The organism is Celeribacter neptunius (assembly GCF_900113955.1).
Lineage (GTDB): Bacteria > Pseudomonadota > Alphaproteobacteria > Rhodobacterales > Rhodobacteraceae > Celeribacter > Celeribacter neptunius.
Genome location: NZ_FORH01000007.1, coordinates 175,880 through 191,212, shown reverse-complemented (window position 1 = coordinate 191,212; position 15,333 = coordinate 175,880). Strand labels below are relative to the sequence as shown.

At 61.8% G+C, this 15,333-nt stretch carries 11 protein-coding genes and 1 tRNA gene; 7 read left to right on the top strand and 5 right to left on the bottom strand.

Annotated elements, in window-relative coordinates:
- Nucleotides 1-24: 24 nt before the first annotated feature.
- Nucleotides 25-1,620 carry a glycerol-3-phosphate dehydrogenase gene (glpD, locus tag BM151_RS16780; protein WP_090061899.1) on the bottom strand — a complete coding sequence of 532 codons (1,596 nt, stop codon included), beginning with the start codon at nt 1,618-1,620 and terminating at the stop codon, nt 25-27.
- Nucleotides 1,621-1,854: 234 nt separating this feature from the next.
- Between glpD and BM151_RS16775 the strand changes: the two genes are divergently transcribed.
- The 4 genes from BM151_RS16775 to BM151_RS16760 all read left to right on the top strand — a co-directional run bounded on the left by BM151_RS16775 (nt 1,855) and on the right by BM151_RS16760 (nt 7,696).
- Nucleotides 1,855-2,616: a DeoR/GlpR family DNA-binding transcription regulator gene (locus tag BM151_RS16775; RefSeq protein WP_090061898.1), complete on the top strand. Its 762-nt coding sequence runs from the start codon at nt 1,855-1,857 to the stop codon at nt 2,614-2,616.
- Between the two features lie 252 nt (nt 2,617-2,868).
- Entirely contained in the window at nt 2,869-4,638 is a 1,770-nt protein-coding gene (locus BM151_RS16770) for a sigma-54-dependent Fis family transcriptional regulator (RefSeq protein WP_090061897.1), read from the top strand.
- 141 nt (nt 4,639-4,779) lie between these two features.
- Nucleotides 4,780-6,579: an NAD(P)/FAD-dependent oxidoreductase gene (locus BM151_RS16765; protein WP_090061896.1), complete on the top strand. Its 1,800-nt coding sequence runs from the start codon at nt 4,780-4,782 to the stop codon at nt 6,577-6,579.
- A gap of 64 nt (nt 6,580-6,643) precedes the next feature.
- Nucleotides 6,644-7,696: a 2,3-butanediol dehydrogenase gene (locus tag BM151_RS16760; protein WP_090061895.1), complete on the top strand. Its 1,053-nt coding sequence runs from the start codon at nt 6,644-6,646 to the stop codon at nt 7,694-7,696.
- 493 nt (nt 7,697-8,189) lie between these two features.
- Here the strand turns inward: BM151_RS16760 and BM151_RS16750 are convergent.
- The 3 genes from BM151_RS16750 to BM151_RS16740 form a co-directional block, all read right to left on the bottom strand.
- Nucleotides 8,190-8,279: transfer RNA gene (locus BM151_RS16750), tRNA-Ser, on the bottom strand.
- A 77-nt stretch (nt 8,280-8,356) separates the two neighbouring features.
- Entirely contained in the window at nt 8,357-9,367 is a 1,011-nt protein-coding gene (locus BM151_RS16745; RefSeq protein ID WP_090061893.1) for an NAD-dependent epimerase/dehydratase family protein, read from the bottom strand.
- 24 nt (nt 9,368-9,391) lie between these two features.
- Nucleotides 9,392-10,558 (bottom strand): nucleotide sugar dehydrogenase, encoded by a 1,167-nt coding sequence (locus BM151_RS16740; RefSeq protein WP_090061892.1) that lies wholly within the window; start codon nt 10,556-10,558, stop codon nt 9,392-9,394.
- Between the two features lie 458 nt (nt 10,559-11,016).
- Between BM151_RS16740 and BM151_RS16735 the strand changes: the two genes are divergently transcribed.
- Nucleotides 11,017-12,414 carry a coniferyl aldehyde dehydrogenase gene (locus BM151_RS16735; RefSeq protein ID WP_090061891.1) on the top strand — a complete coding sequence of 466 codons (1,398 nt, stop codon included), beginning with the start codon at nt 11,017-11,019 and terminating at the stop codon, nt 12,412-12,414.
- Between the two features lie 372 nt (nt 12,415-12,786).
- Here BM151_RS16735 and ychF read toward each other — a convergent pair whose 3' ends face one another.
- Complete coding sequence (gene ychF, locus BM151_RS16730) at nt 12,787-13,884, bottom strand: redox-regulated ATPase YchF (RefSeq protein ID WP_090061890.1); 1,098 nt, start codon at nt 13,882-13,884, stop codon at nt 12,787-12,789.
- A 142-nt stretch (nt 13,885-14,026) separates the two neighbouring features.
- On the opposite strand from ychF, the gene BM151_RS16725 reads away from it, so the two are divergent.
- Both BM151_RS16725 and trpA read left to right on the top strand, forming a co-directional pair.
- A complete protein-coding gene (locus tag BM151_RS16725) occupies nt 14,027-14,434 on the top strand; it encodes a VOC family protein (protein ID WP_177213193.1) in 408 nt (135 codons plus the stop codon).
- A 93-nt stretch (nt 14,435-14,527) separates the two neighbouring features.
- Nucleotides 14,528-15,319, top strand: a complete 792-nt coding sequence (trpA, locus tag BM151_RS16720; RefSeq protein WP_090061888.1) for a tryptophan synthase subunit alpha — start codon at nt 14,528-14,530, stop codon at nt 15,317-15,319.
- The last annotated feature ends 14 nt before the right edge of the window (nt 15,320-15,333 follow it).

Sequence of the window (15,333 nt, the reverse complement as noted above, 5' to 3'; positions counted from 1 at the left end):
CTTTGTTGTTTCTGGCCTTTGGCTTTATTCGGCGGCGGCCATCCGTGCGCGGTGGCTTTGCATCCAGTCATCCAGATCCGCGATCTGCGTCGCATCCAGTCGCAGCCCGAGCTTCGAGCGGCGCCAGACGATGTCTTCGGCCCTGCGCGCATATTCGCGCTCCATCAGCCAGATCACTTCGGTCTCGGTCAGCGTCGCGCCGAAATCGCGCCCGAGCGCCTCGGCGCTCTCGGCCGCACCGAGCAGTTCGCGCGCTTCCGTCCCGTAGGCCCGCACCAGGCGTTTCGCCCAGGCCGGGGTGAGAAAGGCGTAGGTCGCGCCCAGTTCCGTCACCAGCCGGTCCACGCCGTCCACCGGGAAATCACCACCGGCGAGAGGCACACCTGCCGTCCACTGGCCCTTTGTGTCCGGCAGATGTTCCGATATTTTCTCAAGCGCGCTTTCGGCAAGACGGCGATAGGTCGTGATCTTGCCACCAAAGATATTGAGCACCGGCGCGCCGCCCGTCGCGTCCACCTTGAGCGTGTAATCGCGGGTCGCCGCCGTCGCCGAAGAGGCCCCGTCATCATAGAGCGGGCGCACACCGGAATAGCTCCAGACCACATCCTCGGCGCTGATCGGCGCCTTGAAATACTTGTTGGCGAAGGCGAGCAGGTAATCGCGCTCCTGATCCGTGCAATAGGGCTTTTCGGACGGGTCGCTGTGTTCGGCATCCGTCGTCCCGATCAGGGTGAAATCCGTCTCATAGGGGATCGCGAAAATGATCCGCCCGTCGGTGCCCTGAAAGAAATAGCACTTGTCGTGATCATAAAGCTTGCGGGTGACGATGTGACTGCCGCGCACAAGCCGCACGCCCTCTTTCGATGGCAGGTCGATCTTGTCATGGATCACATCACCGACCCAAGGCCCGCCGGCATTGACCAGCATCTTGGCGTAATGGGTCGCCGTCGCGCCATTTTCCATATCTTTCGTTTCGATCCGCCAAAGATCGCCCTCGCGCGCGGCACGGAGCACCTTGGTACGGGTCAGGATCGCGGCGCCGCGGGCCTCGGCATCGCGGGCATTGAGCACCACGAGGCGGGAATCCTCGACCCAGCAGTCGGAATATTCATAGGCTTTGGCGAAGCGCTCCTGCAAAGCTGCCCCCTCGGGCGTGCCCTGCAAATCGACGGTCGTCGTGCCGGGAAGGATCTTTCGACCACCCAGATGATCGTACATGAAAAGCCCAAGCCGGATGAGCCAGGCCGGGCGGCGGCCCTTCATCCACGGCATCACGACAGAGAGCAGCCTCGAGGTCGGCGTTTCCGACTCGAACCTCATATCCTTATGATAAGGAAGAACAAATCTCATCGGCCAGCTGATATGCGGCATCGCACGCAGGAGCACTTCGCGCTCGATCAGCGCCTCGCGCACCAGCCGGATCTCGAAATATTCGAGATAGCGCAATCCACCGTGGAACAGCTTGGTCGAGGCGGAGGAGGTGGCCGAGGCCAGATCGCTCATCTCCGCAAGCGTGACGGAATAGCCCCGCCCCGCCGCGTCCCGCGCGATCCCGCAGCCATTGATACCGCCGCCGATCACAAAAAGATCGACCGGATATGTGCTCTCGTTTCCGCGCACAGGTTCTCCTCCCGAGTTGTGGCGCTAACGTAAGATCGAAACAAAGATAAACGCAAGTCATATATTTTCGTTTATTTTCGATTTAAGGAAATCAACAGCTTAGATGCGCAATTTCCGCAGATGCGAACGAATTTTCACGAAAATCACGCAGCTGCGGCGATAAATCATCTGGATTCGCATTCAATTTTCGCGTTTTTTCGACGAAACCGTGAAAAACGAAGAAAACCGAATATCATGTCCAACAATTTCCGCCATCCCGTCATTCTCGAGATTGCCCGCAAGACCGGCAAAGTCACCGTCGAAGGGCTGGCGGAGCATTTCGGCGTGACCCATCAGACCATTCGCCGCGATCTGTCTGAACTGGCCGAACTTGGGCGGCTCGAGCGCGTGCATGGCGGGGCGGTGCTCGCCTCCGGCACAATCAACATCGGTTACGAAGATCGCCGACAGCTGAACGCGGATGCAAAAGTCGCCATCGCGCGCGCCTGTGCGGCACGTATTCCCAGCGGGATTTCACTGTTTCTCAACATCGGGACGAGCACGGAAGCGGTGGCGCAGGAGTTGTTGCAGCACAAGGATCTGATGGTCGTCACCAACAATATGAATGTTGCCAACATCCTGGCCGGAAACAGAAATTGCGAAGTGATCGTGACCGGAGGGCATTTGCGGCGTTCAGATGGTGGGCTGGTCGGCAACCTGGCCGCCGAGACCATCCGGAAATTCAAATTCGACCTGGCGGTCATCGGCTGTTCCGCACTCGACCGTGATGGAGATCTTCTCGACTTCGACATTCAAGAGGTGAGCGTGAGCCAGGCCATCCTGCGACAATCGCGCAAAATCTTCCTTGTCTCGGATCACACCAAATTCTCAAGAAGTGCCCCCGCACGGATCGCATCGCTTTCCGATATCGACGTCTTTTTCACCGACCAACCGATCCCGGCCGATCTTTCTCAGGCCTGCTCAAACTGGAACACCGAAGTGGTCTCCGACTGCTGAAAGCACGCCCAACGTCCAACCGCCAACAGATCAGGATTGAAGCGCGCCCGATTTACCGGAGGCTGTTTGGCTTAAGCCACGCAGCCATGTCTGTGGGGATGGCAGCAATCCGACACGCGATCTGCCCCCGATTTCTCGGCGCTTGACCGCCGCCATTCCATCCGACCATTGTCCCATCTGGGTTTGGCCGCATCATGTGTTACACTCCCGCCGGGAGGCGACGCGCCATGCAAGACGCGTCATAAAAGTGCCATGACAAACGCACGGCATATCGAAGAGATCGGACAGGTGCTCGAGGGCGGCCAGACCGGGCGAGACAGTGTTGTCTCGGCCTCCTGGCGGCGTTGCGTGGAGCTATACGGCATGGACCCGATGCGTTCGGACCCGGCCTATATCGTGACCGAGAGCGAGTTGCGCGATCACCGCAAACAGGCCGAATGGATGATCGCGGCGGCACGGTCCGGGCTGCAATCGCTGTTTCGTCAGGTCGCAGGCCAAAACTACGTGCTGCTGCTGACCAATGCCCAGGGTGTCTGTGTCGACTATTTTGGCGACGATCTGTTTACCGAGGACCTGCGTAACGCCGGGCTGTATCTCGGATCGAACTGGTCCGAGGATCTGGCCGGAACCTGTGGCGTCGGCGCCTGTATCGTCACGCAGGAACCGGTGACCGTGCATCAGGACGACCATTTCGGCAATGCGCATGTGGCGTTGTCCTGTACCGCGGCGCCGATCTTTGACAGTCTCGGGCAATTGGCCGCCGTGCTCGACATCTCGCTTTTGCGCTCCCCCACGCCCAAAAGCAGTCAGAACCTGGCGATGAGCCTCGTGACCTCGGCCGCGCGCCGCGTCGAGATGGCCAATCTGATGGCGGAAAGCCCGCGCGACTGGGTCTTGCGACTGTCATCCAGCCCGGAATTCCTCGATGTCGATCCCGAAGCCGCCGTGCGCCTGGACGGCGCGGGGCGCGTGCTGGGCTACACCCGGGCCGCACGCCGCTTGTTCCCCGAAACGGGTCCAATCCTCGGGCGCCGGATCGACGAGGTGCTGAGCGTGAGCGTCGATGATCTGCCGGATCTGATGCGCGACCGCCCCACCGAAGAGCGGGTGATCGAGATGCGCGACGGCGGCGCCCTGTTCGGCCATGCCATCGCGCCCAAGGCGCCGCGCCAGCCCCATCACGGGATGCGACGGGGCGGAGCGCTGGCCGGGCTGAGTGGCGGCGATCCGGCAATGGCGCGCCTTTTGGGGCAGGCCGAACGGCTGGCGCCGGGCACGGTGCCGCTGCTGATCACGGGCGAGACCGGCACCGGCAAGACCAAGCTCGCCCGCGCGATCCACATGATGAGCAAGGCGCAGGGGTTCATCAGCCTCGAATGCGCGTCGCTGACCCCGCAGGATCTCGCCGAACTGTGCCCGGACACGGTGAGCCTGACAACGCTGATGCTGCGCCGGATCGAGGAGTTGAGCCCCGAAACGGCCATCGCGCTGAGCGGCCTGCTCGACCGCAGGCCCGACCTGCGCACACTTTCGACAAGCTGTCTTGATCCGGCCCGGATCGCCTTACCGCGCACCTTGTTTCATCGGTTGACGGGCTGCATTCTCAGCGTCCCGCCGCTCAGGATGCGGCGCGACCTCGACTGGCTGATGTCGCGCCATCTGCGCCGCCACGCCGCCGATACGATCCGCCTGTCGCCCTCGGCGCGCGCCGAGCTGATGGGACGGACCTGGCCCGGCAATATCCGCGAGCTTGAACAGGTGCTCGACACCGCTGCCGCGCTTTGCGTCGGACCAGTGATCGACCTGCCCGACTTGCCCAGTCCGGTCGGCTGCGAGCCTGCGGACGGGCCGGTGGACGGACCAGAGGACGGACCGGCCACGCCGGCAAACCCCTGGGCATCGCTGGAACAGGTTCTTATCGCCTGCGACTGGAACATGGCCCGCGCGGCGCGACGCTTCGGGGTCAACCGCTCGACCATCCTGCGCCGGATGCGGGCCGCCGGGTTGCGCCCGCCTGAGTGAAATGTTGCACCCATGTTGCGCGCGCAACATGCTGCGCTGCAACGACCCTTTTTCTTCGCCCGTTTGCCGTCGCGGGCATGGATCGCCTCGGTTTCAGAACCCCATACTTCCCCTCACAACACGCACAGAGGAGGAGATGCGATGCTCGACAGTTCAGCAACCAACCAGACCCAAGAGGTGCTCGACAGCCTCAACGCCGCCCTTGAGAGCGGCGATATCGACCGTGCCGCGGACTTGTTCGCGACCGACAGCTATTGGCGTGATCTCGTCGCGGTCAGCTGGAACCTGAAGACGGTCGAAGGCCCCGAAGGTGTCGCCGACATGTTGCGCAGCCAGCTCGAACACACCCGCCCGGGCAAGTTCGAGATCCAGTCGGGCGAGATCCCTGCCGAGGAGGACGGCGTGATCACCGCCTGGGTCACTTTCGAGACCAAGACCGGGCGCGGCTGGGGGCTTATGCGGCTCCGCGACAGCCGGATCTGGACATTGCTCACCGCCTTACAGGAGCTCAAGGGGTTCGAAGAAAACCGCGGCACCCGCCGTCCGATGGGCGCCGAGCATGGCGCGCAGAAGAACCGCAGCTCGTGGAAAGAACGCCGCGAGGCCGAGGAGGCCGATCTCGGCTATGGCACACAACCCTATGTCGTCATCATCGGTGGCGGTCAGGGCGGCATCGCGCTTGGCGCGCGGCTGCGCCAATTGGGCGTCTCCGCCATCGTCTTGGACAAGCACGACCGGCCCGGCGATCAGTGGCGCTCGCGCTACAAGTCGCTCTGCCTGCATGATCCGATCTGGTATGACCACCTGCCCTATATCAAGTTCCCCGACAACTGGCCGGTGTTCACCCCCAAGGACAAGGTCGGTGACTGGCTCGAGATGTACACCAAGGTCATGGAGATCAATTACTGGACGCGCTCGGAAGTGACCCAGGCCAGCTATGACGAGACCTCGGGCAAATGGACGGTCGAGGTCAACCGCGACGGCGAGACAGTCACGCTGGAACCCACCCAGCTCGTGCTCGCCACCGGCATGTCGGGCAAGCCGAACATGCCGCAATTCCCCGGCATGGAGACGTTCAAGGGCACGATCCAGCATTCCTCACAGCATGAAGGGCCGGATGAATGGGCCGGCAAGAAGGTCGTAGTGATCGGTTCGAACAACTCCGCCCACGATATCTGCGCCGCGCTCTGGGAGGGCGATGCCGACGTGACGATGGTCCAGCGCTCCTCGACCCATATCGTGCGCTCGGACAGCCTGATGGAGATCGGCCTCGGCGCGCTCTATTCCGAAGAGGCCCTCGCCAACGGGGTGACCACCGAAAAGGCCGACATGATCTTTGCCTCGCTGCCGTACAGGATCATGCACGAGTTCCAGATCCCGCTCTATGACCAGATGCGCGAGCGCGACGCGGGGTTCTACCAAGGGCTGGAAAAGGCCGGCTTCGATCTCGACTGGGGCGATGACGGCTCCGGCCTGTTCATGAAATATCTGCGGCGTGGCTCCGGCTATTACATCGACGTGGGCGCCAGCCAGCTGATCATCAATGGCGAGGTGAAGCTCGCCAAGGGGGGCGTCGATCATTTCGAGGAAGACGCGGTCGTTCTCACCGATGGCACGCGCCTGCCTGCCGATCTGGTGGTGCTGGCCACGGGCTATGGCTCAATGAACGGCTGGGCCGCGGATCTGATCAGCCCCGAGGTCGCCGATAAGGTCGGCAAGGTCTGGGGGCTTGGCTCGGACACCACCAAGGACCCCGGCCCCTGGGAAGGCGAACAGCGCAACATGTGGAAGCCGACACAACAGGAACATCTCTGGTTCATGGGCGGCAACCTGCACCAGTCGCGCCACTATTCGCTCTACCTGGCCTTGCAATTGAAAGCCCGTCTGGAGGGGCTCGACACCCCGGTCTACGGCCTGCAGCAGGTGCATCACCTGTCCTGATCCGGGCCACGCCCCCGGCCCGTGCGGCCGGGGGCATCTCTCATCACATATCAAGGAGACTCTCATGAAAGCCGCACGTTGGCATGGCGTGAAGGACATTCGCGTCGAAGACATCGACACCCCGACCCCCGGTCCCGGAGAGGTCGCGATCAAGGTCGCCTGGACCGGCATCTGCGGCAGCGACCTGCATGAATATCTCGCCGGGCCGATCTTTATCCCGGTCGATGAGACCCACCCGCTGAGCCGTGACAAGGCGCCGATCACCATGGGTCACGAATATTGTGGCGAGATCACCGAATTGGGTGCGGGCGTGACCGGGTTGAGCCTCGGAGACCGTGTCGCCATCGAACCGATCTTTGCTTGCGGCACCTGCCCCGCCTGCCATGAGGGCAAATACAACCTCTGCGACAGTCTCGGGTTCGTCGGGCTTTCGGGCGGCCATGGCGGTTTCGCGGCGACCTCGGTGGTGCCCGCCCGCATGGTCCACAAAATGCCCGACGCCCTGTCGATGGAACAGGGCGCGCTGGTCGAACCGGCGGCGGTGGCGCTCCATGCGGTGCGGATGTCAAAGATCAAGGCGGGCGACACGGCCGCGGTCTTCGGCGCCGGGCCGATCGGTCTTTTGGTGGTAGAGGCCCTGCGCGTCGCCGGCGCAGCCCAGATCCATGTCGTCGAACCCTCGCCGGAGCGCCGTCAAAAGGCACTGGAACTGGGCGCCACCAGCGCCATCGACCCGGTGACGACCGATCCCGTGGAAACGATCCGCGCGGCGACCGGTGGCGTTCATGTGGCCTTCGAAGTGACAGGCGTGCCGCGGGTTCTGCCGCAATGTATCGACAGTACAAAGCACGAAGGCCAGACCCTGATCGTCTCGATCTGGGAAGGCGAGGCCGCGTTCCAGCCCAACACCGCCGTCTTGAAGGAACGCCAGCTTTTGGGCACCATCGCCTATCGCAACATCTATCCGGCGGTGATGGAACTCATGACCCAGGGCTATTTCAGCGCCGACAAGCTGGTGACCAAACGCATCTCGATCAACGAGATCGTCGATCAGGGGTTCGAGGCTCTCGTGTCGGAGAAATCACAAGTGAAGATCCTCGTCAAAGCACCGGATTAGGCCGGATCGGACAGGGCACCGATGAGGCAACCGCGGGCCAGCCCCCTGCTCGCCTTTTGGCGAATGATGGCAAGGCTGCCGACACAAACAAAGGCGGGGAAATACCCCGCCTTTCGATGCAGTTTGGGACAACTTCGGATCAATCCCCCCAAAAGCCACAGGCATGCGACAAGCGTCTGATGAAACCTCCGATCCCCCCCTCTCGCCAGCGCATGCTGCAGACGCCAAGACGCGCAGACACCGGGAAATCCGGTTCGTCACGGAGCTGGCCGTCCATCGAAGTTTTGTTCCAACTCAAGATCTCCCTTGGCTCCATCTTTGCCGGCAGCCGAGAATCCGCGTGCGATCCCATCTCCGCCAGCCTTCCTTTGCGTGACATCAACCCGGCGTGGAACGTCCCAAACCCGGGCACGAAATCAAGAAAGGGATCAAAGGGGAGGGATTTTTCATTTCCATAAAAATCACCTAAATTCAACGCTATGGGTGAATTTAATGGCGGAGACGAAGGGATTCGAACCCTCGAGACGGTTTCCCGCCTACTCCCTTAGCAGGGGAGCGCCTTCGACCACTCGGCCACGTCTCCGTCGACCCGTGTAATGGAGGCGTTACAGAGACACAAGTCTAAATCTTGCTCCAGATTCTTACGCAAAGCCTTGGGCGTCACGCGTAGTAATACTGCCGGTACCAGCGCACGAAACTGGCCACGCCCTCGGGCACCGCGGTTTTCGGGGCGTATCCTGTCAGCTTTGTCAAAAGCGAGGCATCGGCCCAGGTGGCCGGCACATCACCGGGCTGCATCGGCATCAGGTTGCGCTCGGCGGTTTTGCCCGTCGCATCCTCGATCGCCTTGATGAAATCAGTGAGCTGCACCGCGTCGTTATTGCCGATATTGACCACCCGGAACGGCGCCACGGGCGACAGGCTATCGCCCTCTTCGACCACGCCGTCCTCGGGACGCACCGGCACCGCGTCGATCAACAGGCGGATGGCATATACCAAGTCTTCGACATAGGTGAAATCGCGTTTCATATCGCCGTAATTATACACGTCGATGGGCTTGTCTTCCAAAATGGCCTTGGTGAATTTGAACAGCGCCATGTCGGGCCGCCCCCAGGGACCATAGACGGTGAAGAACCGGAACATGGTGATCGGCAGATCGAAGAGATGGGCATAGCTATGCGCCATGCTCTCGGTCGATTTCTTGGTCGCGGCATAGAACGACATCTGATGATCGGCTTTGACCGTCTCCTGATAGGGCATGACGGTGTTGGCGCCATAGGCCGAGGAGGTCGAGGCCAGAAGCATGTGTTTCGGCGGATGGGCCCGTGCCGCTTCCAGCAACTCAAACGTGCCGATGATATTGCTCTCGAGGTACGACCGCGGGTTCTCGATCGAATAACGCACTCCCGCCTGGGCGGCGAGATGGACCACCACATCGGGCTTTTCCTCTTCGAACAAGGACATCAGAAGCCCGGGGGCCTCCACCTTGTCGTGGACCGAACGGTAGCCCTCATACGCCATCAACGTCTCTTCGCGCCGCTCCTTGAGCGCCACGTCGTAATAATCCGACAGGCAGTCGAGACCGATCACCCGCCAGCCCTCCTCCAACAGAGTGCGGCAGACGAAAGAACCGATAAAGCCGGCGGCGCCGGTGACGAGAGCTGTGGGCATGGATATTTCCTCAGGCGAAGCGGATCAGTCGGCGTGGAACAGGTCGCGGGTGAAAATCTTGTCGGGCACATCCGCGATCTCGTCGGTCATCCGGTTTGCAACGATCACATCCGCCTCGCGCTTGAAAGCATCGAGATCACGTACCACGCGCGAGCCGAAGAAATCGTCCTCTTCCATCACCGGTTCGTAGACGATCACCTCGATCCCCTTGGCCTTCACACGTTTCATGATGCCCTGAATCGAGGATTGGCGGAAATTGTCCGACCCGGCCTTCATCACCAGACGATAGACCCCGACCACTTTGGGGCGTTTGGCGATGATCTGATCGGCGAGGAAATCCTTGCGCGTGTGATTGGTGTCGACGATGGCGGCAATCAGGTTCTGCGGCACTTCGGAATAGTTCGCAAGGAGCTGTTTGGTGTCTTTCGGCAGGCAATAGCCGCCATAGCCGAAGGATGGGTTGTTGTAGTGATTGCCGATCCGCGGATCGAGCGAGACACCGTCGATGATCTGGCGTGTGTCCATGCCGCGCGACATCGCGTAGCTGTCGAGCTCGTTGAAAAACGCCACCCGCATCGCGAGATAGGTGTTGGCGAAAAGCTTGATCGCCTCCGCCTCGTCCGCATCGGTGAACAGCACCGGCACATCCTTGTCCTGCGCGCCTTCGAGCAGCAGGTTGGCAAAGGTCTCCGCCCGCGCGCTGCGCTCGCCGACGATGATCCTTGAGGGATGCAGGTTGTCGTAAAGCGCGCGGCCTTCGCGCAGGAATTCCGGCGAGAAGATCACCTGATCGGTGTCGAATTCCTCGCGGATGCGGGTCACGAAGCCGACCGGAATGGTCGATTTGATCACGATGGTCGCGTGCTCGTTCTCATGGATCACCTGCAAGATGACCTTTTCCACCGAGGAGGTGTCGAAATAATGCGTTGCGGTATCGTAATTCGTGGGCGTGGCGACAATGACGAAATCCGCGTCCTTATAGGCCGCATCCCCGTCCGTCGTCGCGGTCAGGTTCAGTTCCTTATGCGCCAGAAAATCCTCGAGCTCGGCATCGACGATCGGGCTCTTGCGCGCGTTGAGCATCGCCACCCGATCTTCGGAAATATCCACCGCCGTCACCTCGTGATTCTGGGACAGCAACACCGCATTCGACAGGCCGACATAGCCAATACCTGCAATCGCAATCTTCATGATCTCTCCTATACGCCAGTGGCTTGCGGCGAGTTTGCCTCAAACAGAGTGGTAGAGGAAGCCCTTGCCTGCTGCCAGAGCCTGCGGGCAAACTTTGTGAACTTGCGGCAAATCCGGCACGCACCGCCCACCTCGATCATGACCATGCGATGCACCAGTTCTGCCCGCAATGTCACAAATCCTGAAATCCCCTGTCACGCAAACGAGACATTCCCCCCATATCACGACCGCGTGATTTGGAGATCAGGCGATGTGGGGACCTGAGAGATGACCGAGATACGACCGCTTTCCTTTGTCCTGGGCTGCCTCTGGGAACCCTCGCGCAACGGCGTCCGCGCCACTTTGTGCCGGATGCTGCTGGGCCAGACGCTGCGTCCATTCTGATCGACATCTGAACGGCTGGCCTTTCTCTTGCCGCGTTTTTCTGGCTCAATGCCGGAAACACGCGGGAGGCGGGCATGACACAAGCACTCAAGGATATTTTGGCGCACCAGCAGGCGGCACAGCGCCTTTCCCCGGTGGTCGAGCTCGAGACCCGGCTGGACCGGCTCGAGCGGCTGACCAACGCGCTTCTCGCCTCGGAACCGCGTCTGATCGCGGCCATCTCCGAGGATTTCTCTTACCGGCCGGACATCGAAAGCAGGGTCTATGATGTCGATCTGGTGCTGGGCGAGATCCGCCATGCCAAGCGCCATCTGAAACGCTGGATGAAGATCCGGCGCGCACCTGTGCCGCTGATCTACAAGCCGGCCCGGGCCGAGACTCATCCGCAACCGCTCGGCGTGGTGGGCATCATCTCGCCCTGGAACTTTCCGGTGCAGCTGGCGCTGGCGCCGATGGTCGCAGCGCTTGCCGCAGGCAACCGGGTGATCCTGAAACCCTCGGAACTCACCCCGCGCACCTCCGAGGAACTGGCCAGCCTGATCGAGGATGCCTTTACCGAGGAAGAGGTCGCCACCGTTCTGGGCGGACCGGAGGTGGCCGCGGCCTTCTCCGCCCTGCCCTTTGATCATCTGTTCTTCACCGGCTCGACCGGCGTGGGCCGCAAGGTCGCCGAGGCCGCGGCGAAGAACCTCACCCCCGTCACTCTGGAGCTTGGCGGCAAGAGCCCCGCCGTCGTCATGCCCAGCGCCGATCTCGACCGCGCCGGACGGCGGATCGCCTGGGGTAAGGCGATGAATGCCGGCCAGGTCTGTGTCGCGCCGGATTACGTCTTGGTGCCGCGCAAGAAAATGCTGCCCATGTCGGATGCGATCATGGGGGCTTTCATGCATTTCTTCCCTGACGGACCGGAGAGCGCGGATTACGCCGCCGTCGTCTCGGACCGTCACCTGGCGCGGCTGAACGCGATGGTGAAAGAGGCCGAGGAACGCGGAGCGAAGATTTTCCGGCTCGAGGGCGAGGCTGGCAACACCCGCAAATTCGCCCCCACCCTGGTGCTCGACCCGCCGCAGGACATCGCGCTGATGCAGGAGGAAATCTTCGGCCCCGTCCTGCCGCTCATCCCCTATGACGATCCGAAGGAGGCGCTGGAATTTGTGGCCGGCCGCGATCACCCGCTGGCGCTCTATGTCTTTGCCGAGGAGCGCGCGGAGCAGGATCTCTGGCTCGCCCGCTCGCTGTCGGGCGGGGTGACGGTGAATGACACGGCGATCCATGTCGGCTTTGGCTCGCTGCCCTTCGGCGGCGTCGGCGCTTCCGGCCAGGGGCGTTACCATGGCCGCTACGGGTTCGAGACGTTCTCGCATCTGAAACCCGTGGTGCGGCAGGCGAAATGGAACGGCATGGCACTGGCGGAACCGCCGTTCAAAGGCTGGCGCAAACGCGCGCTCAAAATGATGCGCAAGCTGATGTGAGACGCACGAGGTGCGGGCAGAAATCCTGTCGGCTTTGCGGGAGCCTGCTGCCCTTGCCGATCAAGCGCTGAGCCGTGATAAGCCTGCCCGTGGGATGGCGCTCGAACCTGCGAGGTCATCGTTTTATCCCAACCAAACCCGCGAAAGCTCAATCTGTTGTGCGCCGGTGCAATGCGCCAGCCCGGTCGTGCTGAAAGCACGCCTTTGACGTGACACGGGCAGGCGCAGGCGCGGCGGCTTCGCCTTGTTCCGCGCCGAGAGGCGGGATCTCCGCCGAGCGCTTAACCCCACCTTCAACACACCCTCCCGCCTGCAAACAAAAAAAGCCGCCCCTTTCGGAGCGACTTTTAAATATCTGAAGATCACCTGAACTCAGGTGTTGAACAGGAAGTGCATCACATCGCCGTCCTGCACGATGTAGCTCTTGCCCTCGGCGCGCATCTTGCCGGCTTCCTTGGCGCCCGTCTCGCCCTTGCAGGCGATGAAATCGTCGAATGCGATGGTCTCGGCGCGGATGAAGCCACGCTCAAAGTCACCATGGATCACGCCGGCGGCCTGCGGCGCGGCGGTGCCTTTGGTGATGGTCCAGGCGCGCGCCTCTTTCGGACCGACGGTGAAATAGGTCTCGAGATGCAAAAGCTCGTAACCCGCGCGAATGAGACGGTCGAGACCGGCCTCGTGCAAGCCCAGTTCTTCGAGGAACATTTCGGCCTCATCACCGTCAAGCTGGGAAATCTCTTCCTCGATCTTGGCGGAGATCACCACCGTGCCCGCGCCCTGTTCCTCGGCCATCTTGGCGACCGCAGCGGAATGGGCATTGCCCTTGGCGGCATTCTCTTCCTCGACGTTGCAGACGTACAAGATCGGCTTTTGCGTCAAAAGCTGCAGCATGTTCCATTGCTTGCGCTCTTCGTCGGTGACCTCGACCGTGCGCGCCGGCTTGTCATTCTCCAAGGCTTCCTGCGCCCGGGCCAATAGCTCGTCCTGCAGCTTGGCTTCCTTGTCATTGCCCTTGATTTTGCGCACCAGGTTGGCGCGGCGTTTGGCAATGCTTTCGAGATCGGCGAACATCAGTTCGAGCTCGATCACCTGGGCATCGTCGACCGGATCGACCCGGCCCTCGACATGGGTCACGTCACCGTCTTCGAAACAGCGCACCACATGGGCGATGGCGTCGCATTCGCGAATATTGGCCAGGAACTGGTTGCCGAGCCCCTCGCCCTTGGACGCCCCTTTCACCAGACCGGCGATATCGACAAAGGACATCCGCGTCGGGATGATGGTTTTCGAGCCCGCGATCTCCGCCAACTGGTCGAGCCGCGGATCGGGCACGGCCACGTCACCCACATTGGGTTCGATGGTGCAGAACGGGAAGTTCGCCGCCTGCGCGGCGGCGGTTTTCGTGAGCGCGTTGAAGAGCGTCGATTTGCCGACATTCGGCAGACCGACGATACCCATTTTGAAGCCCATGCCGGCCTCCTTTGATCTGAAAGTCGCCCGCGTGAATAAGCGGCAAATGCCACGCGCGCAAGGGCGCGCTTGGCGGGAATCGTGCCGCGGGCGTAGCATGAATGCAGGAAACGCCCGAGGAAACGACAAAAGGGAGGCTGTCATGATCACCCCATATCTGCATTTCGAAGGCCAGTGCGAAGCGGCGATGCACTATTATCAACAAGTGCTCGGCGGCGATCTCGACCTGATGCGCTACAAACAGATGCCCGATGCGCCAGAGGGCTATGACACCTCCGAGGCGGTGATGCACAGCGCGCTGATGTCGCCCTATGGCGATCTCATGGCCTCGGACTATCCGCCCCATATGTCGGCCCTGCCGCAATCCTCCGTGTCCGTCTCGGTTGAGGCCAAAAGCGTCGCCGATGGCCGGCGTATCTTTGCGGCGCTGATCGAGGGTGGCACGATCAAGATGGAGTATGGCGCAACCTTCTTTTCGCCGGGCTTCGGCATGTGCACCGATCAATTCGGCACCAGCTGGATCATCATGACCGCACCGGCACAAGGCTGACCGCTCCGGCGGCTTGCTCGCCCCTTGCGCTGGACGGCAATTTCGGGCACTTCCTCTGGGACCCTCACCGGGACCATGAAGGGGAGCGCCTCAATGACACGGATCGACGACAAATTCACCGAGCTGAAAGCCGCCGGCAAAAAGGCCTTTGTCGCCTATGTCATGGCGGGCGATCCCGATGAGGCGAAATCGCTGGAAATCGTCAAGGCCCTGCCGGGTGCTGGCGTCGACATCATCGAGCTGGGCCTGCCCTTCACCGATCCGATGGCCGATGGCCCGACCATTCAGCTTGCCGGTCAGCGCGCCTTGGATCAGAGCATGACCCTGCAAAAGACCCTCGATCTCGCCGCCGCGTTCCGCAAGACCGACGACAGCACCCCGATCGTGCTGATGGGCTATTACAACCCGATCTATTCGCGCGGAGTCGACCGGTTCCTGAAAGACGCGGTCGAGGCCGGGATCGACGGGCTGATCATCGTCGACCTGCCGCCCGAGGAAGACGACGAGCTCTGCATCCCGGCGCAGCAGGCCGGGATGAATTTCATCCGTCTGGCGACGCCGACGACCGATGACAAACGCCTGCCGAAGGTTTTGGAAAACACCTCGGGCTTCGTCTATTACGTCTCGGTGACCGGAACCACCGGCGCCGCCGCCGCGTCGGGCGCCGATGTCGCGCCGGAAGTCGCCCGGATCAAGGCCAAGACCGATCTGCCGGTGATCGTCGGCTTTGGTGTGCGCACGCCGGAGAAGGCCGAGGAAATCGCCGCCGTGGCCGATGGCACCGTCGTCGGCTCCGCCATCGTCAGCGAGATCGCACAGGGCAAGTCGGTCGAAGAGATCGCAGCCTATGTGAAATCCCTGTCGGACGGGGCGCACCGGGCGTAACCCCGCCCGTGACG

Excerpts from the sequence above, each read along its gene's own strand:
- BM151_RS16775 (WP_090061898.1), top strand. The coding sequence starts at position 1,855 with ATGTCCAACAATTTCCGCCATCCCGTCATTCTCGAGATTGCCCGCAAG.
- BM151_RS16770 (WP_090061897.1), top strand. The coding sequence starts at position 2,869 with ATGACAAACGCACGGCATATCGAAGAGATCGGACAGGTGCTCGAGGGC.
- BM151_RS16765 (WP_090061896.1), top strand. The coding sequence starts at position 4,780 with ATGCTCGACAGTTCAGCAACCAACCAGACCCAAGAGGTGCTCGACAGC.
- BM151_RS16760 (WP_090061895.1), top strand. The coding sequence starts at position 6,644 with ATGAAAGCCGCACGTTGGCATGGCGTGAAGGACATTCGCGTCGAAGAC.
- BM151_RS16745 (WP_090061893.1), bottom strand. The coding sequence starts at position 9,367 with ATGCCCACAGCTCTCGTCACCGGCGCCGCCGGCTTTATCGGTTCTTTC.
- BM151_RS16740 (WP_090061892.1), bottom strand. The coding sequence starts at position 10,558 with ATGAAGATTGCGATTGCAGGTATTGGCTATGTCGGCCTGTCGAATGCG.
- BM151_RS16735 (WP_090061891.1), top strand. The coding sequence starts at position 11,017 with ATGACACAAGCACTCAAGGATATTTTGGCGCACCAGCAGGCGGCACAG.
- ychF (WP_090061890.1), bottom strand. The coding sequence starts at position 13,884 with ATGGGCTTCAAAATGGGTATCGTCGGTCTGCCGAATGTCGGCAAATCG.
- BM151_RS16725 (WP_177213193.1), top strand. The coding sequence starts at position 14,027 with ATGATCACCCCATATCTGCATTTCGAAGGCCAGTGCGAAGCGGCGATG.
- trpA (WP_090061888.1), top strand. The coding sequence starts at position 14,528 with ATGACACGGATCGACGACAAATTCACCGAGCTGAAAGCCGCCGGCAAA.